The sequence below is a fragment of the Asticcacaulis sp. SL142 genome, assembly GCF_026625745.1.
GTDB lineage: Bacteria > Pseudomonadota > Alphaproteobacteria > Caulobacterales > Caulobacteraceae > Asticcacaulis.
The window spans coordinates 1,391,192-1,410,048 of the sequence record NZ_CP113061.1 but is presented as its reverse complement, the minus strand read 5'-3'; the positions used below and the strand labels follow the sequence as shown (position 1 = coordinate 1,410,048).

Here is an 18,857-nt window from a genome sequence, read left to right as displayed (position 1 = left end):
AGGCGAAGTCACAGGCTAAAGACACCTATGGGGGAATGTGTGCGTAAGTTAGCCCTTGCGAACGACTAGGGCCTGTGCAAGTAAAGCTCCACACAATGGACCCGTAACGGGTGGCTATTCCGGGCGCCGATCCCCCGGACAACTCTCAATCAAAACATCATTGACCGCCGCAGCCCGTCTGTGTGCGCCATACTGTCTGCAAGTGGTTTTGTTCAGGGTTTTTTCTCACATGCTCAATATCGACACGCTCAAACGCGAGTGGCTGTCCAATCCGCGCCGCGATCTTTTGTCCGGCACAGTGGTCGCTTTGGCGCTTATTCCCGAAGCCATTGCCTTTTCGATTATCGCCGGGGTTGATCCGGCGGTCGGGCTCTACGCGTCGTTTATCATTGCGGTGACGATCTCGATCGTCGGTGGCCGGCCCGCCATGATCTCAGCCGCAACGGGCGCCATGTCGCTATTGATGGTGACGCTGGTTAAGGAGCATGGGCTTGAATATCTGTTTGCCGCCTCGATCCTGACCGGGGTGTTTCAGATCATCATCGGGTGGCTCAAACTGGGGTCGCTAATCCGGTTTGTGTCGCGCTCTGTCATGACCGGCTTTGTTAATTCGCTGGCTATCCTGATCTTTATGGCGCAGTTGCCGGAACTGACCGGGGTGAACTGGCAAACCTATGCGTTGGTGGCCGCCGGTTTAGGCATCATCTATGGCTTTCCCTATATCACCAAAGCTGTGCCGTCGCCGCTGGTGGCCATACTGACCCTGACCGGCGTGGTGGTCTGGGCGGGCATTAATGTGCGCACGGTTGGCGATATGGGGCAGATGCCGACGGCCTTTCCGGCGTTTCATTTGCCCAATGTGCCGCTGACTTGGGAAACGCTTGTGATTATCGCGCCGATTTCCGCAACGCTGGCCTTTGTCGGTCTGCTGGAATCCTTACTGACCGCAAATATCATCGACGACATGACCGATACCCCGTCCGATAAAGACCGCGAAGCGCGCGGGCAGGGCATTGCCAATATCTTATCGCCGCTGTTTGGCGGCATGGCCGGGTGCGCCATGATTGGCCAAAGCGTGATCAACGTCAAATCGGGCGGACGCGGGCGGTTGTCGACCCTGTGGGCCGGTCTGTTCCTGTTGTTTTTGATACTGGTGCTGCAACAATGGGTGGCCATGATCCCTATGGCGGTGCTGGTTGCGGTGATGATTATGGTGTCGGTCGGCACGTTCGACTGGAACTCGATCCGCCGTCTGGGCACAACGCCTAAGCAATCGAGCGCGGTGATGATCGTGACGACGCTTGCGGTGGTGCTGACTCACGACCTGTCGAAAGGCGTGGTGTTGGGGGTGATCATGAGCGCGATATTTTTCGCGCTTAAGGTCTCAAAACTGGTGGCGGTTGAGCGTGTGGATAGCGGGGACAACGATATCCACATCTATAAGGTGCAGGGGCAGATATTCTTCGTGTCCGCCGACCTGCTGACGTCCGGATTTGAGTTCCACGGCCATCCGAAAAGCGTCACGATCGACCTGACCCATGCCCGCATCTGGGACATTACGGCGGTCGATGCGATTGATAAGATCGTGTTCCGCTATCGCCGCCACGGGGCTGAGGTCAATGTCATCGACATGTCGGAGGCCTGTTCGACCCTTGTTGGAAAGGTCGGGCAGTTCGATAAGACCCACTTGCCATCAGGTGCAGGGCATTAAAAAAGGGGCCGTCAGGCCCCTTAAAACCGCAATTGCTAACTCTATTGGCGCGCGTCGGTGGCCGTACCAAAGGCGTTTTGCAAAAGCTGCATCTGGTTCAGCACCTGATTGACCGCAGGGGCTTCGGATTCAGCGTCAATAAACATGCGTTTATCCATATGAGAAATGCGATCATAGAGGCGGTTGGCACGGTCCAGCAAGCTGATCAGGCCTTCGGGCATTTTCTCGCCCGCATCAGCCGAACTGCTCTGGACCGGGGTGAGGCGGTAGCGTTCTTCGCAGGCATCGGCGGCTTCCATGTCACCTTCACGCACAGCGCGCTGCACCAAAAGCCACGAAGCGATCTGCATCAGGCGGGTGGTCAGGCGCATGCTTTCACCGGCATAGGCTAAAGCGTCTTCGCGGTTCAGCAGGCGGCTATCCCGGCGGCCATCGCCATCCAGATAGGCGGCGGTCTCTTCGACCAAAGCCATACCTTCTTTAAAGGTCCGGTCAAACAGGTCGGAGCGGGCAAAATCACGCACGATTTCAACGCGCTGAACTATCTGTGTGGCGACACTATCTGACATCAAAAGACTGCCTTCAAATAAATGTAGGGCGAACCCATACTACGCTTAACCATAATAGCCATGCGGACCATATCATGCCCCGCAGGCCTTGTCACAAATCGCTTTGTGTCCCATTCGATGCAACCCTCGTGCCATTCCCGTGACTGCGAGTGTTACGGTTTGGGCGCCCCTACCCCTTAAAGGAGAAAAGCGCATCCGCCGCGGAACGCTGACTTTTCTTGGCAGTCAGGGCGTTGCGGGTACGCATCGTTTCGGCCTCCAGCGCCTCAATCCGGGCGGTCAGGTCTTCGACGCTGAACGGATCGAGATCTTCCCGAAACAAAGTGCCCGCAAGGCCTTTGGTGGCCGTAAGCGCGCGCGGTTCAGCCGGAATATCGTCATCTATCATAGGCTGCCTCCCCGGATTTTAGCTTATAGCTGAGATCGAAAAACTGGGATCGGTTGAATATGAACCCTATCTGTTTATGATCATCATCAAACCCGTATCAGGCGAAGATTGCAAGGAAAACGAATCAGCATGGATGTGATTCAGGTGAACAATGACGGGAAAAGTCCGTATGATCTTATTAAGGCTGAAGCCCCCCGGCCTGAGACGCCTGCGGGCCATGTCCTGATACGGGTCAGCCATGCCGGAGTGAACCGTCCCGATATTCTACAGCGCATCGGGGCTTACCCGCCGCCTGCGGGGGCATCGCCCATACTGGGACTTGAGGTATCAGGCTATATTGAGAGCCTGAACCTTAGCGATGATCAGGCGCGCGTGCTGGGCTGGAAACTGGGGGATAAGGTCTGTGCGCTGACCAATGGCGGGGGCTATGCCGAGTTCGTCAGTGTCGATGCCCGCCACCTACTGCCGATCCCCAAAGGCCTTACGATGGCGCAAGCGGCGACCCTGCCGGAAGTGGCGCTGACCGTCTATGCCAATATGATGGAGGGCGGGGGGCTTAAGGCGGGTGAGACGGTGCTCATCCACGGCGGCAATTCCGGTATTGGCTCGATGGCCATTCAGATGGCGAAAGGTTTTGGCGCCAAAGTCATCACGACCGTGCGTGGTGCCGATAAAGCGCTGCGCGTGGCCGCATTCGGCGCTGATCTGGTCATCGATGCGGCTGCCGGGGATTTCGTTGAAGCCGTCAAAGCTTACGGTGGGGCCGATGTGGTCATTGATATAGTGGGCGGCGACTACACTGACAAAAACCTGATCTGTCTGAAACCCAAGGGCCGCCTGGTGCAGGTCGGTGTCGGTGCGGGCTCAAAGGTCACGCTTGACCTGTTTCGCCTTATGCAAAAGCAACTGATCGTGACCGGATCAACCCTGCGACCGCGATCCGCCGATGAAAAAGCCCGCTTGAGCCATGCCGTCCGCGATCAGGTCTGGCCGCTGATTGACGCAGGGGCCATAAAAACCGTTGTCGAAAAGGAATTTAGCCTTGATAAGGTGGGCGAAGCCCACGCCTGGCTGGAGGCCGGGCAGCATGTCGGTAAGGTCGTGCTGGAAGTTAGCTAAAGGACACAACATGACGCACACCAATCTGACCGAAGCGTTCGAGGCCATAAAGCAAATGCTTCTGGTCTATGAGCGCGACTGCGTGTCGCTGCACGATGAACCCATGCGCTACTATCTGGGCTCACCGCGCGCGGCCAAGGACGGCTTTCGCATGTGGTTTGGCGGGGTTGAAATCCGCAAGAGCATAGTGGCCCTTCATCTCATGCCGATCTATCAGCACCCGGACATGCTGGCGACCTTACCGGACAGCCTGAAACGTCGTCAGAACGGTAAGTCATCGTTTAACTTCAAGGGCCTGACGCCGGAATTGACGCAGGATATCGCCGACCTGATCCGGGCCAGCGCGGTGCGTTTCAAGGCCGACGGCTATATGTAATTCAGTGGTTAATCTCTGATTACAACCTGTGATGCCCTGAATTTGCCACTATTGCCTTGCCAAACAAGGGTAAATGGATTCATCTGCGCGCGGTCAGGTGCATTAGGACTTTTGTCATGGCCGACATCTATGTAAAAGCGGTCAGGGCGGGCCACCGGGCCTATAAGCTGGGCCTGTCGCCAATGATCGGGCAGGCGTGCCGGTTTTTGCCGACCTGTTCGGACTATACGGCTGAGGCCCTGATCACCCACGGCCCGCTCAAAGGCGGATGGATGGGGATCAAACGGATTTGCCGGTGTCGTCCCGGCGGCGGTTCAGGCTATGATCCTGTGCCGCCCAAGCGCGAAACATAACAGCCTTCGCCTGTCGTAGGGGTGAGGCTCAATCCACGCTCTGGCCTGTTGTAGGGGCTGAGCATACTGAAAGTGACTGTGACATGACGATAGAACTGATTTTTCCCGATGGCGCCAAACGTGAGTTTGAGGCCGGAACCACCGGGAGGGCTATCGCGGAGTCCCTTTCCAAGTCGCTGGCCAAGAAGGCGGCGGTTATCAAAATCGACGGTGAGATGCTTGATCTTGACCGGGCGCTCGATCACGGTGGCAGAATAGAAATCCTGACCCGTGACGCGCCGGAACTGCTTGAGGTCATCCGCCACGATGCCGCGCATTTGCTGGCGCAGGCGGTGCAGGAGCTGTTTCCGGGCACGCAGGTCACGATTGGCCCGTCGATTGACGATGGCTTTTACTACGACTTTGCCCGCGAAGAGCCTTTCAGCCTCGATGACCTGCCCAAGATCGAAAAGAAGATGAAGGAACTGGTCGACCGCGACGAGAAGATCGTGCGCGAAGTCTGGGACCGAGAGTCCGCCATCAAGCATTTCGAGGAAATCGGTGAAGTCTATAAGGCCGAAATCATCCGCGACCTGCCCGGCACCGAAACCATCACGGTCTATCGCCACGGTGAGCGCTGGAAAGACCTGTGCCGCGGGCCGCACATGCCGTCGTCGCGCTTTGTCGGCAAGGCGTTCAAGCTGACCAAGCTGGCCGGGGCTTACTGGCGTGGCGATCAGAACAATGCCCAGCTTCAGCGTATCTATGGCACCGCCTGGGCGACCGAAGAGGAATTGCAAGCCTACATCACCCGCATCGAAGAGGCCGAAAAGCGCGACCACCGTAAGCTGGGTCGCGCCATGAACCTGTTCCACATGCAGGAAGAAGGGCGCGGCATGGTGTTCTGGCACCCCAAGGGCTGGATGCTGTACCGCACACTTGAGGCCTATATGCGTAGGCGACTGGATGTGGCCGGCTATACCGAGGTCAAGACGCCGCAGGTGCTGGATCGCACCTTCTGGGAAAATTCCGGCCACTGGGATAAGTACCGCGCCAATATGTTCGTCTGTGAGACGGTTGAGGGCGAAACCCTGTCGCTCAAGCCGATGAACTGCCCCGGCCATGTGCAAATCTTCAAGGTTGGTCTGCGCTCATACAAAGAACTGCCGATGCGCATGGCCGAATTTGGCGCCTGCCATCGCTATGAACCGTCAGGCTCGCTGCACGGCCTGATGCGGGTGCGCGCCTTTACGCAGGACGACGCCCATATCTTTTGCCGCGAAGACCAGATCGTCGAGGAAACTGAAAAGTTTGTCCGCCTAACGAAGATGATCCACTCGGATCTGGGCATGGAAACCGCCTATATCAATCTGGCGACACGCCCCGAAGTGCGGGCGGGTTCCGATGAGTTCTGGGATAAGGCCGAGGGTATGTTGCTGGAGGCGGCGCGCAAGGCCGGTGTCGAGCCGGTCATTGCCGAGGGCGACGGGGCATTCTATGCGCCCAAGCTCGACTTCATCGTCAAGGACGCCATTGGCCGCGAATGGACCTGCGGCACCTTGCAGCTTGATTATGTGCTGCCGGAGCGTCTTGATGCCGAATATGTGGCGGAGGATGGCTCAAGACAAAGACCGGTCATGCTGCACCGCGCCATTTTAGGCTCGTTTGAGCGCTTCATCGGCATCATGATCGAAAACTTTGCCGGTAAGTTCCCGCTGTGGCTGGCGCCGGTGCAGATTGTGGTGGCCCCCATCACCTCGGACGCCAATGACTATGCTGAGAGCGTGGCCGCGAAATACCGGGCGGCGGGTCTGAGGGTTGAAACCGACCTGCGTAATGAAAAGATCAACTATAAGATCCGCGAGCACTCTCTGGCTAAGGTGCCGGTCATCGCGGTCGTTGGCCGCAAGGAAGCCGAAACCGGTGAGGTGGCTTTACGACACCTCGGCTCGGACGGTCAGACGATCCTGAGCGTGGAGGCCTCCGTCGCGCAATTATCGGCGGATGCTACCCCGCCGGACCTAAAGTAACATCTGACCGTGGATATGACTGCGCCCGATACTATGCTTAATAGCCCCGCCTCACCGGACGGTGTCAGCGTCATCATGGTTATTTACCACACCGGTAAGATCCTGTTTGACAGCATCCGCGATGCCCTGAGCGATGCGGCGGTGCACGAGCTGGTTCTGGTCGATAATGGCTCACCACCGGAAGTCGAAACCCAGCTTCAGACGCTGGCCGCTGCCAACCCGCGGGTCAGGCTCATTCAGGGCCATGGCAATATCGGTTTTGGGCGTGCGGTTAATCTGGGGACGACAGCAGCGCATCAGCCGTGGCTGGTTGTGCTTAATCCGGATGCGTCGCCCAAAGCCGGGACGATCACGAAGCTGATTGCCGCCACCCAAGGCCAGCCTCGGCCCTGCATTGTGGGCGCCCGAGTGCTTAATACCGATGGCAGCGAACAGCGCGGGGCGCGTCGCGGTGAAGTCACGCCGGTGACGACCCTGGTATCCCTGCTGCGGCTTGAGCGGTTCGTGCAGGGCCTCGAAGGGTTTGAGTTGCATCACCACGACAAGCCGTTACCTGATGCCCCGATGGCGGTGCCGACCATATCTGGGGCCTGTTTTGCGATTTCAAAGGCCGATTTCGATAAACTGGGCGGCTTTGATCCTGAATTTTTCCTGCATGTCGAAGATGTCGATCTGTGCTGGCGGGCGCGTAAAATGGGCGGGACCGTCCTGTTTCACCCCCACGCCGAGGTCGTGCACGAAGGCCACACCTCATACGTGGCACCGACCTTTGTGGAGTGGAACAAGGGTAAGGGCTTGGTGTACTTCTTCAATAAGCGCGCCGATACCCTGTGGCGTAAGCTCTATGTCTGGGCGTTGGGACCGTTGATATTGCTGGTGTCCGTGCTGCGATCAGTTTTGCGTCCACGCCTTAAGCGTGAGGACTAAGCCCGTTTAATTTCGCGCGTTTGATTCCTAAAACCGCTCACACTTTTGGGAAACGGAGTTCGGTGCAGCCAACGCGCTTGATTACTGCTTGCGGAACAGGGTGATCGCGACCTCATTGCCATTGGAATAGTTGTGGCCGTGTACGGTGGTGATGGCGCGCACCTTAAGGTTATTTTTCGCCATTTCCGCCTCGAATGCTTTCAGATGCTCGGCCTCAACAAAGATCGGGCGGCCCTGTTCGACCACGGCAACGGCCTGCTGCGCATTATCCAGCAGGGCGGTTTTGGTGCCCATCGCAAACACAAAGCTCGGTTCGGCGTAGCCAAGTGTGGCGACCGGGCCGGGGATCAGACCCAGACGCGGGTCGGTGCGCGTCTCGATCAGCGTGTTTTCGAGATTAACCGACATCCATAGCGGCTTGAGCTGAGAGGCCAGCGTAATCAGCCCCAAATGCCCGCCGACCCCGCCTAGGAACAGGCACAACAGCCCCGCGGCCTTGTGATTTTTCCACAGGAAGAACCCGCCAAGGGCCGCAATCAGCAGGGCCGAGGCCACCGTCAGCGTCACCGCCGTGAGTGCTACCGTCGGATGCGCGCCGGTGCCAAATTCGGTCAGGGCCGTAACGGCGATCCATGAGATGACCACACCGGCAAACAACCCCAGCGCCATATTCATGATCTTGGCCCAGCGCTTATGGACCATGCCGATCGACACGGCGGCCAGCAAGGCCAGCCCGCCATAGGTAGGTAGCGGATAGTGGATCAGCTTGGTCGGGGATATTTCGAATATAATAAACGCCGGCAGGAACCAGCAGATGGCAAAACGGATGGCGGGCTCAAGGCGGCGCGAAATGGCCGCTTGTAATGCCCCGCCGAGCAGGAAGGTACCGGGGAAAAACATCAGCGGCAGCATCAGGGTATGGGTGCCGGGCCAGGCGAAATGGCCCTCAGAGCCGCTGACCAGCTTGGGCGCCAGATCATCACCGATGGCCGTGCCCCAAAAGGCGCCGTCGGTGGCGATCGTGATGGCAATGGCCCACGGCCCGACCAGCAGAGCGGTGAGGGCGATTCCCCAACTCCAGCCCAGATGGCGGAACCAGTCCATATTGCCTTTTGTGGCATCGCCTTTGGCGGCCTGCTTGTCCCACGCGATCAGGGTGAACGCCGTGGCCAGAAAGATCATTGGCCCGATCGGGCCCTTTATAAGAATGGATGCGGCAAAGGCCAGCCAGAAGGTGATACGCAAACGCCGAAGTTTGAGGCGCACTTTGGGATCGGCACCATCTGGGCGGTTACGGTAGGCGACATAGATTTGCGCCAGCGCGGCCATAAACAGGGTCACAAACCCGCACAGGACGGCATCGGTCTTGGCGATAAAAGCTTCGGTTGACAGTAGCAGAGAAATGCCAAGGATTAGCCCGGCTTTCAGGCCGCGCCGGTTATCGAACAAGGCGCCGCCACCCCAGGCCAGCGAAAAGGCAGCAAGGGCAGCCCCCAGCAGAGACGGCCAGCGATAGGCCAGAATCTCACGCGCCCCGACCTCAGACGTTAAGGACACGCTCGCAGCCTGAAGCCAGTGGATGCCGACCGGCTTTTTGTGGCGCGGGCCGTCTTGATAGTTGATGTTGATGAAGTCGCGGCTTTCCAGCATCTGGCTCGACGCCTGCACAAAGCGCGATTCATCGCGATCGAGCGGCGGTATGATCAGGGCGCACGGCAGGCCGACCAGAAACGCCACCAGCGCTGCCAGAAGCGGCCCGCGCAAGCCTTGAGTTGCGGCAGCAATGAGTTTGGACGACATGAAAACACTCGCGGCAGATCAAAAATATGGGCGGCAAACTATTGTAGACGCACAGAAAATCCAGCGAAAAAGGACACGATTCGCTAAGGTTGCCACTATTTACCGAATAAGCTTAAAATGTTAAGCACCAGAATCAAAGCCTTAATCTGGCCCTGTCGCGGGCCGTGCCGTGGTTTAACGGTCAGGAATTAAGGCGCGCAGCGATCCGAAAGAGTCCTTATGCCTTTAGCCGTTTCCGTCGTCGTGGCCGTCCAGAATGAAGAGGGCGCGGTCGCCGATGTGGTAAGAGAGCTGAAGTCGGTATTCGATGAAGGCCTTGGGGCCGATGGCTTTGAGCTGATTTTCGTCGATGATAAGTCATCGGACGGCACGGTGGCCCAACTGCGCGAACTGCAAAAAACCGTGCCTAATCTGCGGGTTGTGCTGCACGAAAAGAATGTCGGCAAATCGGGCGGTGTGCGTACCGGTATAATGAGTGCCCGCACCAATATCATCGCCATGATGGACGGAGACGGCCAAAACCCGGCGGCGGATGTTCTGCGGACGGCGCTGAAACTGCTGAATGCCTCGCCGGATGTCGGACTGGTGGCCGGTGAGCGCAAGCGTCGTCAGGACACGGCCTCGAAAAAATGGGCGTCACGCTGGGCCAATGGTATCCGTAAGCGCATGTTGAATGATGGAGCCGAAGATACCGGCTGCGGTATCAAGGCGATCCGCCGCGATGTCTTCCTGCGCTTACCCTATTTCGACAATATGCACCGCTATATCCCGGCCTTGGTCAACCGTGAGGGGTATAAAACCCTTTTTGAGCGGGTTGAGGATCGCCTCAGAACCACAGGTCATTCTAAATATACCAATATCGGCAGATTATGGGTTGCCTTATCCGATCTTCCGGGTGTCATGTGGCTAAACCGGCGTTACCGTCATCCGGGAAGCACAACTGAGCTGTAAATATTGACAGAGGGGGCGCAATGTCTGGTCAGACGGGTGAAAAACCGATATTAACCATGTCAGCCGTTGCTTCAGGAGGAAAACGTATGTCCGGTGCGCCGACGCCCAGCCAGCCCAGTATGTGGACCGCGTTTCCTTTACTTGTTATCCCGGTGGTTGCTTACAATCTGATCGCCTTTTTCTCGATGTTTGGGGGTTCGGCCGATGCGGCCTATAACTACCTGCACGGGGTATGGTTTAGTGTGCCGATGCCCGCGCCCGGTTCGACCTGGAAAGTGGGGGTAGGCGATGTCATTACCCTGATAGGCCTGATCATGCTGTTTTTCGAGCTGCTGAAATCGACATCATCGGATAAGGTGGCGATCATCAACCACGCCCTGTCGATGGTGCTGTTTATCGTCTGTCTGGTGCAGTTTTTGCTGCTTAAGCCGTTTGCCACGTCAGTGTTTTTCATGCTGACGGCCATGACACTGCTGGATGTGCTGGCGGGCTTTATCGTCACGACCATCTCCGCGCGGCGCGACTTTGAATTCTGATCCAAACTGTTTTGGATTCAGCCAAAGAACGTAAATATGGTCGCCACGATCAGTACGTCAAATGTCTTGGTCAGTATGGGATAAAGTGCCTGCACAGTATCGTCTCCGCTCGTTTGCGGAAAGGGATGTGCAATTTGCGTGCCGGACGTGGTTAAGCGCGATTAACCCTCAAAGCCTTATATTTCGGTCTTTTTGATGATGCCGGCCTGCGGCCTGCGGTCATTACGGCCGGAATATTCTGACTTGAGATAGGTTGTTTTTGCCTGCGCCAGAGTCTCAGCTCCGCCTTTGAGGCCGCGCTTTTCACCGCCGCCTAAGATTTGGGCCGTAAAGCCTGACTGTGGTTTAACGCCCACTCGTGCGCGGGTTTTAGGGCCTGATGCCTTGTCATGATCAATCACCGGGCCGACGGGAACCGGCAGATTGGATGTGTCGCGGGGTGAGGTCATGGGCGGTCTCGTGGGGGCGGTCTCAACATTCTGTTGGTGTGCACAATAGCGGATAATGGTGCCGACTTTATTAAACCATATAATCAGCCACGAAAAAGGCCTCCGCAGCGCATGGCTGTGGGGAGGCCTTAAATTCCGGTGGATGGCGGTTAAGCCTGAAAATTAACTTTTGGTAGCTAGGGCATCAATCTGCGCCTTCATGGCGGCCAGTTGTTTTTTCAGATCGTCCATTTCATGGCTGTCGGCGGTGGGCTTGGCCTCAGACCCCTCCGAAGGGGCCTCTGCCGAAGCTGGTGCGCCTGCTGCCGTGGCCGCAAACGAGAACGGCGAGAACATTCGCATAGCCCGGTCAAACATGGCTAAGTTCTGGGACACCTGCTCATCAAAATACCCCAGACCCGGCGCCCCGCCGAAAGCCTGAGAAAACTGCGAACGAAAACGCTCCTGCTGCTTGGCAAAACCGTCGAGCGACATTTCAAGATAGGTGGGCAGCAGGTTTTGCATGCTGTCGCCATAGAATGAGATCAACTGACGCAGGAATTGTATCGGCAGCAGGCTCTGGCCGTGGCTTTCTTCTTCAAAGATGATCTGCGCCAGAACGCCGCGGGTGATATCATCGCCGGACTTGGCATCATAGACGATAAAATCGACGTTTTGACGCACCATGTCGGAAAGATTATCGAGGGTCACATAGGAACTGGTGGCCGTATTATAGAGGCGGCGGTTGGCATATTTTTTTATGACCACCTTATCGCCTTCGCCGCGTTTGGTTTTGGTCTTTCCTTCCGTCATCAGACGTATCTCCCGTTGATGCCCTCAAACGAAGCGTTACCGCCCGTAAAAGGTATGGTTATTATGTGCAGACTAGACCTTTTTTTGCTGTTGCGTAAAGCATTTTGGATGCAGTTGCGCGCAACCGGACATAAAATGCGGCAAAATCTTATATTCACTGATAAAAATGATGTTCGCAGTTGCAAAATTGCACATAAAATTTGCTCACAGGTTGTAAATATTCCGTAATAACAGGGCTTTTTCACGCAAAATCAGGTGACGAATGCTGCGGGATGTTGCAGGGTCGGCGACGTCCGCCGCAGGCTTATTCTGGCTTACGGCCCCCGTACTGCCACCGCCATTACTGTCTAAATTCCGTTACACAAAGATGTGAAATCTATGAGCGGAATCAATGTGAAAGGATTTGCCCGCATGTCTGCCAAAACCGTGTCAGATGTCGTTATTGTTGCTGCTGCCCGCACGCCGGTGGGCTCATTCTTAGGCGGGTTGTCCAGCCTGTCGGGCGCAGAATTGGGGGCCTTGGCCATCAAGGGCGTGATCGAGCGCGCCGGCATTGCCGCCGCCGATGTCGATGAAGTGATTATGGGGCAGGTTTTGCAGGCCGCCCAAGGCCAGGGCCCGGCCCGTCAGGCTTCTATCAAGGCTGGTTTGCCGATTGAAACCCCGGCCTGGAGCCTCAATCAGATCTGTGGTTCCGGTCTGCGGGCGGTCGCTTTGGGTGCGCAGCAAATCGCGCTCGGTGATTCGACGGTGGTGATCGCTGGTGGTCAGGAAAGCATGTCTTTGGCGGTTCATGCCGCGCAAATCCGTACCGGCCAGAAAATGGGCGACCTTGGCCTGAAAGACACCATGATCACCGACGGTCTGTGGGATTCGTTCAACGGCTATCACATGGGTCAGACGGCGGAAAACATTGCCGCTAAGTGGGAGATCAGCCGCAGTGCGCAGGACGAGTTCGCGGTGTCGTCGCAAAACAAGGCCGAGGCCGCTCAGAAAGCCGGTAAGTTTGACGAAGAAATTATCCCGGTCACCATTAAGGGCCGTAAGGGCGACACGGTCGTCGATAAGGACGAATTTATCCGTCACGGCGTGGTGCTGGAAAGCATTTCGGGCCTTAAGCCTGCCTTTAACAAAGAGGGTTCGATTACGGCTGCCAATGCGTCGGGCCTCAATGACGGGGCTGCGGCGCTGGTGTTGATGTCGGCGGATGAAGCGGCCAAGCGCGGCCTGAAACCGCTGGCCAGGATCGTGTCGTGGGCCAATGCCGGAGTTGATCCGGCGATCATGGGCACAGGCCCGATACCGGCCTCGAAAAAGGCGCTGGCAAAAGCGGGCTGGAGCGTGGCTGATCTTGATCTGGTCGAATCCAACGAAGCCTTTGCGGCGCAGGCTTTGTGCGTCGTTAAGGAGCTGGGGCTTGATACGGCGAAGGTCAATGTCAATGGCGGGGCTATCGCCATCGGCCACCCGATCGGCGCGTCCGGTGCGCGTATTCTGACCACGCTTCTATTTGAACTTAAGCGCCGCACCGCCGAGCAGGGCAAGCCGCTCAAAGGTCTCGCTACCCTCTGCATTGGTGGTGGGATGGGCGTCGCCCTGACGGTGGAATCCATCGTTTAAGCCGCCCTGGCGGTCTGCAAATCATCATCTTCCTGCGAGACGGTGCTCACGTACTCAAGTACGCTGCGCTCCGTTTCTCGGAAGCTAATAATTTTCGACTCACCATGACGACTTAAAGGTGAGCTTTATACTTGAGGGAAATCAAAATATGACACGAGTAGCATTGGTCACCGGCGGTACGCGCGGTATCGGTAAGGCCATCGTAAAACGCCTTAAGGACGCAGGTCTCACGGTCGCCGCCGGTTATGCCGGTAACGAAGAAAATGCCCGTAAAGTGGCCGAAGAACTGGGCGTCATGGTCGTCAAGGGCAGCGTCGATAAGTTCGAAGACTGCGCCCGCGCGGCCAAGGAAGTCACCGACGCGCTTGGCCCCATCGACGTGCTGGTCAACAATGCCGGTATTACCCGCGACGGCTTCTTCCACAAGATGACGCAGGATCAGTGGCAGGAAGTCATCCACACCAATATGGACTCGGTCTTCAACATGACCCGTCAGGTGATTGAGGGGATGCGTGAACGCGGTTATGGCCGCATAATCAATATATCCTCGATCAACGGCCAGAAAGGGCAGGCGGGTCAGACCAACTATTCCGCCGCCAAATCCGGCATGATCGGTTTTACCAAAGCCTTGGCGATGGAATCAGCGGCCAAGGGCATTACCGTCAACTGCGTGGCACCGGGCTATACCTCAACTGAGATGGTGTCGGCCATTAATCCGGCGGTGCTGGAGAAAATTGTGGCCGGTATTCCGGTCGGTCGTTTGGGCACGCCTGAGGAAGTGGCTGAAATCTGCGCGTTTCTGGCGTCGGATATGGCCAGCTTCATTACCGGCGCGACCATCGCCGTCAATGGCGGCCAACATATGCTATAAGGGCAACATGTTATAATATATCCGCAGTATGTTGTTAATATTGCTGAAATTGGGCAAAGCCGCCTTGGCTTTGCCCAATTTTTTTGGAATGATCGTCTTAAATCCGCCCCACTCACTGCTTACACCCTTGTCCTATGAGATTTTCCACGCGTCAGTTCAGATTGCCGGTTGCCTTAAGCCTCCTGATTGGGGTGATGACCCTGACCGGACTGGGTTTGGGAACGGCGAACGCACAAAATAACCTGCGTGACGCCATGCTGGGGCCATCGACCTCTGATAGCCGCGGCAATTCCATGCCTGATGTCGCCCACTTCATGTCCGAAGACGGCGAAGGCTTTGTGCTTGATCATACGCAGGATCAGCCGTTCATTCGCTTTGATGGCGACGCGGAAGTCTGGGCGCTGACGCCGTCACCGGGGCCGCGCGGCGATGTGATTTTTAAGAACGATGTCGGCGAGCCCATTCTACGGTCTTCGCGGCTTGGCGGGCTGACCCTGTTCAGTCGCACACGCCCGACCGGCGATCCGGTCGCGGTCAGCGGTAAGGCTGACGCCATCAAGGCCGGCCGTATGACGCCGGGCCTGTTGTTCCAGCAATTGGCCAGAGCCTCGAAAAAAGCCTCTGCTGCCGTATCGCGTCTTTTGCCGTTTGATGCCGACATTCAGACACCCGGCGCGGACTACCTGTTTGCCGATGCGGCGCGGGTGACGGCGGATGCCATAGTCGATGTCGCCAATCAGAATAATGGCCGCAAAATTCTGGAACCCATCCGTGAGGTCCGTCTGATCGAAGGTCGCCCGCCGGGGGTCTATATGGAACGCAACACGCTGGTTCTGCGGCTTGACCACACGCAGGGTTGGGGCGGCCGTCCGTCGTCCAAGCGCATCACCAAGATCATCAAGACCGCGTCCAAGCGTAACTGATTTTCCTTTTAATTCCATATAGACATCCGCATAAACCGTGACTTATGTTGCGCTCAGACAGTGTCGCCTATGGTGTAATATGCCAGTGAACAGCGACCTAAAGCGGGGGACGTGCGTGATTAAATCGTGGCATGCGATATTAGTTTGTATGGCCTTTGCCGGAGGATTTGCCGCAACTTCGCAGGCGCAATCGGTGGCCAATGCCCCAAAAACCAGCGCCCCCCAGTCCAGCGCCCCCCAGTCCAGCGCCCCCCAGTCCAGCGCCCCCCAGTCCAGCGCGCCTCAGTATGGACAAATCCGCATGGTGCTGGGGGCGGCGCGTCTGGTGGCTCTACCGACAGCAGACTGTTCGCCTGAAGGTAAGCCCTGGGCCGGCGCCCCCTGTTTTGATCCGGTCTTTGCCCGCCTGCTCAAGACGGGAGAGGCGTCGGCCACAGTCGTCGGGCTATTCCGTTCGACATTTGATGGTGAAGTGGTGCGCGGCACCTATGGCTATGATTTCACCCTGTATGACGTGACGCGGCAGGCGGCAAAATTCAACGTCGCCAAGATCGAGATACAAACCTCAGCCGTACGCGCCCCAAAAGATTGCTTTAGCCTGCCTGACGAAGACGTTTTTTACCGCATGGATAAGCGCGACGGCAATCTGGTCGCCCAGGAAATGCAGATCGTGGTGTGCGGCGGGCCGGTTAAACTCAGCTACGGCGGCTATATGGCGCAGGGGGCGACGATCCCGGCAAAAGAGCCGCCGGTAGGACAGGCACCGCCCGCGACAGGGGCTATGTGGGGCGTGACGGAGAAGCGTCACCTGATCGGCGCGCAGCAATATCTGGCCGTTAAGGGTGGCGACTGCCCAAAGTCTGAGCGTCTCGACGGCAATTATTGCGCTGAGGCGGTGTTGGACGCGTTTGCGAACGACGCCAAGTTGTCTGAACTCAATGTCATCGCCACCGAAAAACCGGTCGAGGTCGGGGCTCTGTTGCCAGCAAAGGACGTCGAACAATGGGCCGTGAGCCGCAAAGGCAAGGGTAAAAAAGCCAAGTTCGAGGTAGATGAACGCTGGTTCCCGGGGGGCGGTCTTAAGGCTTTGCCGGGCTGCGTACCGTCAGGCGAGACGGTTTACCGCGTTGTGCGCTCCGGCGATCACCTATATGCGCGCGAAGAAGTGCTGGCCCAGTGCGGTGCCCCGCCCGCGCCGATGCGGTGACCTAAGCAGAGGTGTGTCGCGTGCGAAGCACATCAAGCACGTTGTCGAGCGAGGTTTCGCGCGCTATCAGTAGCACCGACAGGTGATAGAGCAGATCAGCGGCTTCGTTGTGCAGTTCATCCAGATCACCGCAGCGACCGGCCAACGCGGTTTCCAGACCTTCTTCACCGACCTTTTGCGCGATCTTGGCCACACCCTTTTGCATCAAGCGGGCGGTATAGCTATCAGTCGGTGCGGCATGGGCGCGCTCAGCCACGACCGTCGCCAACTGGCCCATAAAGCCGATGCCGGGGGCGGTCTCATCACCAAAACAAGAGGTCGTCTTGAAATGACAGGTCGGCCCGACCGGACGGGCATAGACCAGCAGGGCGTCTTCGTCGCAGTCGGTCAGGATGCGGTCAAGGTTTAGAAAATCGCCCGACGTTTCGCCCTTATGCCAGCGCCCGCCTTTGGAACGTGAGAAAAACGTCACCTGACCGTCCGTCAGGGTCTCCGTCAAAGCCGCCTTATCCATATAACCCAGCATCAGGACTTGCAGCGTATCGGCGTGCTGCACAATCGCGGGGATCAGGCCGTTACCTTTGTCGAAATCGAGCGCGTCGATATCGGTGAGGGTGAGCGAGGTATTCAGTTTGTGATCGTGGGCCATGATATGTCTCTCCCTCTCCCCGCGTGCGGGGAGAGGGTTGGGGTGAGGGGCAATTAAATCCGTACAGAAATCCCGGCGGTTTGAAGGTCGCGTTTCAGGTCGAGGATGTGGATGATCTTTTTGTGGAACACAGACGCCGCCAAGGCGCCCGATACATCGCACTGCTCAAATACGTCGGTAAAATGCGCGACCGCACCGGCGCCACCTGACGCCACCAGCGGAATATCGATCAGGTCGCGCACCAATCGTAATTGCGTCAGGTCATAGCCCTTACGGACGCCGTCCTGATTCATACAGTTGAGCACGATTTCACCGGCACCACGCGCCTGGGCTTCGACCACCCAATCCAAGGTCCGCCTACCTGCCGCGCGGATTTTATCGGGATCGCCGGAGTATTGGTGGACGTAATAATCACCGTCCAATTCCCGCGAATCCACACCGACAACCACGCACTGCGATCCGGCCATTTCGGCCAGTTCGTTGATCAGGTCGGGCCGTTCCAGCGCGGGAGAATTGATCGAGACCTTGTCGGCCCCGCTGTTGAGGCATTTGACGGCCTGCTCCGCCGAGCGAATGCCGCCCGCCACGCAAAACGGGATATCGAGCGCACGGGCAATGTCGCGCACCCAGTTGTAATCAACTGTGCGCCCTTCGGCTGAGGCGGTGATGTCGTACAGCACCAGCTCATCGGCACCTTCGTCACGGTAACGCAGGGCCATATCCACGGCGTCGCCCAGGACTTCGTGGCCAACAAACTGCACGCCCTTGACGACCTTGCCGTCCTTGACATCGAGACAGGGGATGATGCGTCTAGCCAACATTTCGAGCGCTTTCCAAAAAGTGTGAAGCGGTTTTTGGACTCAAAAGTGCGATCTTACCTAACATTGAGCGCTGCCTTTAGATCAATCAGACCCTCGTAAATCGCCTTACCGACAATCGCGCCGTGAACCCCCAGCGCCTTAAGATCATAGAGGTCATCGATGGATTTCACCCCGCCGGACGCCTGAATCTCAAGGTCAGGGCGTTTCTGGCGCAAAGCGCGCATCAGATCCATGTTCGGCCCCATCAACATGCCGTCGCGCGACACGTCAGTGACCAGAATCCGCTGGGCCACGGAGGCGGGATAGTAATCCAGCACGTCCCACAGCGATATGCCTGAGCCTTCGACCCAGCCATGCAGGGCGGCATCAAAGTCCCCGTCTTTTGTGGGTAAAACGTCCAGCGCCAAGGTTATGCGATCCTTGCCGAAGTCTTTCAGCCAGCCGCGCACTTCGTCCGGGTTTTTGACCGCCGCCGATCCGACCACGACGGCGGAAACACCGGCATCAAGCAAGGTAGCCACATGCTCGCGCGAACGCACCCCGCCGCCGGTCTGAATCTTGGCTTTTGAGGCCTTGGCCAGACGCCCGATCAGTTCGTGCTGCTGCGGTGATCCGGCCTTGGCGCCATCAAGGTCAACGATATGCACCCATTGGGCGGCCTCGTCGTTGAACAGCGACAGGCGCTTGAACGGGTCGGGATCGTACAGGGTCACCTGATCGAACTTGCCTTGCGCAAGCCTGACACAGGCACCATTGATCAGGTCGATAGCGGGGTAGAGGATCATA

General features: G+C 57.4%; 20 protein-coding genes and 1 other annotated feature. Of the genes, 12 read left to right on the top strand and 8 right to left on the bottom strand.

Annotated elements, in window-relative coordinates; translation table 11 throughout:
- The first annotated feature begins 94 nt into the window (after positions 1-94).
- Positions 95-144: a sequence feature (sul1 is cis-regulatory element that is thought to sense ions involved in sulfur or methionine metabolism; They are found in Alphaproteobacteria), on the top strand.
- A gap of 85 nt (positions 145-229) precedes the next feature.
- A complete protein-coding gene (locus OVA03_RS06460; RefSeq protein WP_267527320.1) occupies positions 230-1,711 on the top strand; it encodes a SulP family inorganic anion transporter in 1,482 nt (493 codons plus the stop codon).
- A gap of 41 nt (positions 1,712-1,752) precedes the next feature.
- Here OVA03_RS06460 and OVA03_RS06455 read toward each other — a convergent pair whose 3' ends face one another.
- Together OVA03_RS06455 and OVA03_RS06450 are read right to left on the bottom strand one after the other, a co-directional pair.
- Positions 1,753-2,280, bottom strand: coding sequence for a DUF1465 family protein (locus OVA03_RS06455; protein ID WP_267527319.1), 528 nt, complete (start codon positions 2,278-2,280; stop codon positions 1,753-1,755).
- A 169-nt stretch (positions 2,281-2,449) separates the two neighbouring features.
- Positions 2,450-2,668, bottom strand: coding sequence for a DUF1192 domain-containing protein (locus tag OVA03_RS06450; RefSeq protein WP_189485738.1), 219 nt, complete (start codon positions 2,666-2,668; stop codon positions 2,450-2,452).
- Between the two features lie 129 nt (positions 2,669-2,797).
- Here OVA03_RS06450 and OVA03_RS06445 point away from each other — a divergent pair, with 129 nt between their 5' ends.
- The 5 genes from OVA03_RS06445 (at position 2,798) to OVA03_RS06425 (ending at position 7,452) form a co-directional block, all read left to right on the top strand.
- A complete protein-coding gene (locus OVA03_RS06445) occupies positions 2,798-3,787 on the top strand; it encodes an NAD(P)H-quinone oxidoreductase (protein WP_267527318.1) in 990 nt (329 codons plus the stop codon).
- A 10-nt stretch (positions 3,788-3,797) separates the two neighbouring features.
- Positions 3,798-4,163, top strand: coding sequence for a hypothetical protein (locus tag OVA03_RS06440; RefSeq protein ID WP_267527317.1), 366 nt, complete (start codon positions 3,798-3,800; stop codon positions 4,161-4,163).
- A gap of 116 nt (positions 4,164-4,279) precedes the next feature.
- The gene (gene yidD / locus OVA03_RS06435; RefSeq protein ID WP_267527316.1) at positions 4,280-4,516 is read left to right on the top strand and encodes a membrane protein insertion efficiency factor YidD; all 237 of its coding nucleotides are present in this window, start codon (positions 4,280-4,282) and stop codon (positions 4,514-4,516) included.
- Between the two features lie 83 nt (positions 4,517-4,599).
- Positions 4,600-6,525, top strand: a complete 1,926-nt coding sequence (gene thrS, locus OVA03_RS06430; RefSeq protein ID WP_267527315.1) for a threonine--tRNA ligase — start codon at positions 4,600-4,602, stop codon at positions 6,523-6,525.
- Between the two features lie 33 nt (positions 6,526-6,558).
- Entirely contained in the window at positions 6,559-7,452 is an 894-nt protein-coding gene (locus OVA03_RS06425) for a glycosyltransferase family 2 protein (protein WP_267527314.1), read from the top strand.
- 81 nt (positions 7,453-7,533) lie between these two features.
- On the opposite strand, the gene OVA03_RS06420 is transcribed toward OVA03_RS06425, so the two are convergent.
- Positions 7,534-9,252, bottom strand: a complete 1,719-nt coding sequence (locus tag OVA03_RS06420; RefSeq protein ID WP_267527313.1) for an ArnT family glycosyltransferase — start codon at positions 9,250-9,252, stop codon at positions 7,534-7,536.
- Between the two features lie 219 nt (positions 9,253-9,471).
- On the opposite strand from OVA03_RS06420, the gene OVA03_RS06415 reads away from it, so the two are divergent.
- A complete protein-coding gene (locus tag OVA03_RS06415; RefSeq protein WP_267527312.1) occupies positions 9,472-10,203 on the top strand; it encodes a glycosyltransferase family 2 protein in 732 nt (243 codons plus the stop codon).
- 86 nt (positions 10,204-10,289) lie between these two features.
- A complete protein-coding gene (locus tag OVA03_RS06410; protein WP_229807608.1) occupies positions 10,290-10,739 on the top strand; it encodes a hypothetical protein in 450 nt (149 codons plus the stop codon).
- 176 nt (positions 10,740-10,915) lie between these two features.
- Here OVA03_RS06410 and OVA03_RS06405 read toward each other — a convergent pair whose 3' ends face one another.
- Together OVA03_RS06405 and phaR are read right to left on the bottom strand one after the other, a co-directional pair.
- Positions 10,916-11,188: a hypothetical protein gene (locus OVA03_RS06405; RefSeq protein WP_267527311.1), complete on the bottom strand. Its 273-nt coding sequence runs from the start codon at positions 11,186-11,188 to the stop codon at positions 10,916-10,918.
- 162 nt (positions 11,189-11,350) lie between these two features.
- On the bottom strand, positions 11,351-11,980 hold the full coding sequence (gene phaR, locus OVA03_RS06400; RefSeq protein WP_189485748.1) for a polyhydroxyalkanoate synthesis repressor PhaR: 630 nt from the start codon (positions 11,978-11,980) through the stop codon (positions 11,351-11,353).
- 426 nt (positions 11,981-12,406) lie between these two features.
- On the opposite strand from phaR, the gene OVA03_RS06395 reads away from it, so the two are divergent.
- The 4 genes from OVA03_RS06395 (at position 12,407) to OVA03_RS06380 (ending at position 16,601) form a co-directional block, all read left to right on the top strand.
- Positions 12,407-13,600, top strand: a complete 1,194-nt coding sequence (locus OVA03_RS06395) for an acetyl-CoA C-acetyltransferase (RefSeq protein ID WP_267527684.1) — start codon at positions 12,407-12,409, stop codon at positions 13,598-13,600.
- A 148-nt stretch (positions 13,601-13,748) separates the two neighbouring features.
- Complete coding sequence (gene phbB, locus OVA03_RS06390) at positions 13,749-14,471, top strand: acetoacetyl-CoA reductase (RefSeq protein ID WP_267527310.1); 723 nt, start codon at positions 13,749-13,751, stop codon at positions 14,469-14,471.
- A gap of 134 nt (positions 14,472-14,605) precedes the next feature.
- On the top strand, positions 14,606-15,394 hold the full coding sequence (locus tag OVA03_RS06385) for a DUF4908 domain-containing protein (RefSeq protein WP_267527309.1): 789 nt from the start codon (positions 14,606-14,608) through the stop codon (positions 15,392-15,394).
- 115 nt (positions 15,395-15,509) lie between these two features.
- A complete protein-coding gene (locus OVA03_RS06380) occupies positions 15,510-16,601 on the top strand; it encodes a hypothetical protein (protein WP_267527308.1) in 1,092 nt (363 codons plus the stop codon).
- Position 16,602: 1 nt separating this feature from the next.
- Here OVA03_RS06380 and hisIE read toward each other — a convergent pair whose 3' ends face one another.
- From hisIE to hisA, 3 genes are read right to left on the bottom strand one after another with little or no spacing between them, the layout of a single operon-like run.
- The gene (gene hisIE, locus OVA03_RS06375; RefSeq protein ID WP_267527307.1) at positions 16,603-17,250 is read right to left on the bottom strand and encodes a bifunctional phosphoribosyl-AMP cyclohydrolase/phosphoribosyl-ATP diphosphatase HisIE; all 648 of its coding nucleotides are present in this window, start codon (positions 17,248-17,250) and stop codon (positions 16,603-16,605) included.
- Between the two features lie 53 nt (positions 17,251-17,303).
- The gene (gene hisF / locus OVA03_RS06370; RefSeq protein WP_267527306.1) at positions 17,304-18,071 is read right to left on the bottom strand and encodes an imidazole glycerol phosphate synthase subunit HisF; all 768 of its coding nucleotides are present in this window, start codon (positions 18,069-18,071) and stop codon (positions 17,304-17,306) included.
- A gap of 53 nt (positions 18,072-18,124) precedes the next feature.
- A complete protein-coding gene (gene hisA / locus OVA03_RS06365; protein ID WP_420710500.1) occupies positions 18,125-18,856 on the bottom strand; it encodes a 1-(5-phosphoribosyl)-5-[(5-phosphoribosylamino)methylideneamino]imidazole-4-carboxamide isomerase in 732 nt (243 codons plus the stop codon).
- Between the last annotated feature and the right edge of the window lies 1 nt (position 18,857).

Coding starts and splice junctions, on each gene's coding strand:
- OVA03_RS06460 (WP_267527320.1), top strand. CDS start 230: ATGCTCAATATCGACACGCTCAAACGCGAGTGGCTGTCCAATCCGCGC.
- OVA03_RS06455 (WP_267527319.1), bottom strand. CDS start 2,280: ATGTCAGATAGTGTCGCCACACAGATAGTTCAGCGCGTTGAAATCGTG.
- OVA03_RS06450 (WP_189485738.1), bottom strand. CDS start 2,668: ATGATAGATGACGATATTCCGGCTGAACCGCGCGCGCTTACGGCCACC.
- OVA03_RS06445 (WP_267527318.1), top strand. CDS start 2,798: ATGGATGTGATTCAGGTGAACAATGACGGGAAAAGTCCGTATGATCTT.
- OVA03_RS06440 (WP_267527317.1), top strand. CDS start 3,798: ATGACGCACACCAATCTGACCGAAGCGTTCGAGGCCATAAAGCAAATG.
- yidD (WP_267527316.1), top strand. CDS start 4,280: ATGGCCGACATCTATGTAAAAGCGGTCAGGGCGGGCCACCGGGCCTAT.
- thrS (WP_267527315.1), top strand. CDS start 4,600: ATGACGATAGAACTGATTTTTCCCGATGGCGCCAAACGTGAGTTTGAG.
- OVA03_RS06425 (WP_267527314.1), top strand. CDS start 6,559: ATGCTTAATAGCCCCGCCTCACCGGACGGTGTCAGCGTCATCATGGTT.
- OVA03_RS06420 (WP_267527313.1), bottom strand. CDS start 9,252: ATGTCGTCCAAACTCATTGCTGCCGCAACTCAAGGCTTGCGCGGGCCG.
- OVA03_RS06415 (WP_267527312.1), top strand. CDS start 9,472: ATGCCTTTAGCCGTTTCCGTCGTCGTGGCCGTCCAGAATGAAGAGGGC.
- OVA03_RS06410 (WP_229807608.1), top strand. CDS start 10,290: ATGTCCGGTGCGCCGACGCCCAGCCAGCCCAGTATGTGGACCGCGTTT.
- OVA03_RS06405 (WP_267527311.1), bottom strand. CDS start 11,188: ATGACCTCACCCCGCGACACATCCAATCTGCCGGTTCCCGTCGGCCCG.
- phaR (WP_189485748.1), bottom strand. CDS start 11,980: ATGACGGAAGGAAAGACCAAAACCAAACGCGGCGAAGGCGATAAGGTG.
- phbB (WP_267527310.1), top strand. CDS start 13,749: ATGACACGAGTAGCATTGGTCACCGGCGGTACGCGCGGTATCGGTAAG.
- OVA03_RS06385 (WP_267527309.1), top strand. CDS start 14,606: ATGAGATTTTCCACGCGTCAGTTCAGATTGCCGGTTGCCTTAAGCCTC.
- hisIE (WP_267527307.1), bottom strand. CDS start 17,250: ATGGCCCACGATCACAAACTGAATACCTCGCTCACCCTCACCGATATC.
- hisF (WP_267527306.1), bottom strand. CDS start 18,071: ATGTTGGCTAGACGCATCATCCCCTGTCTCGATGTCAAGGACGGCAAG.
- hisA (WP_420710500.1), bottom strand. CDS start 18,856: ATGATCCTCTACCCCGCTATCGACCTGATCAATGGTGCCTGTGTCAGG.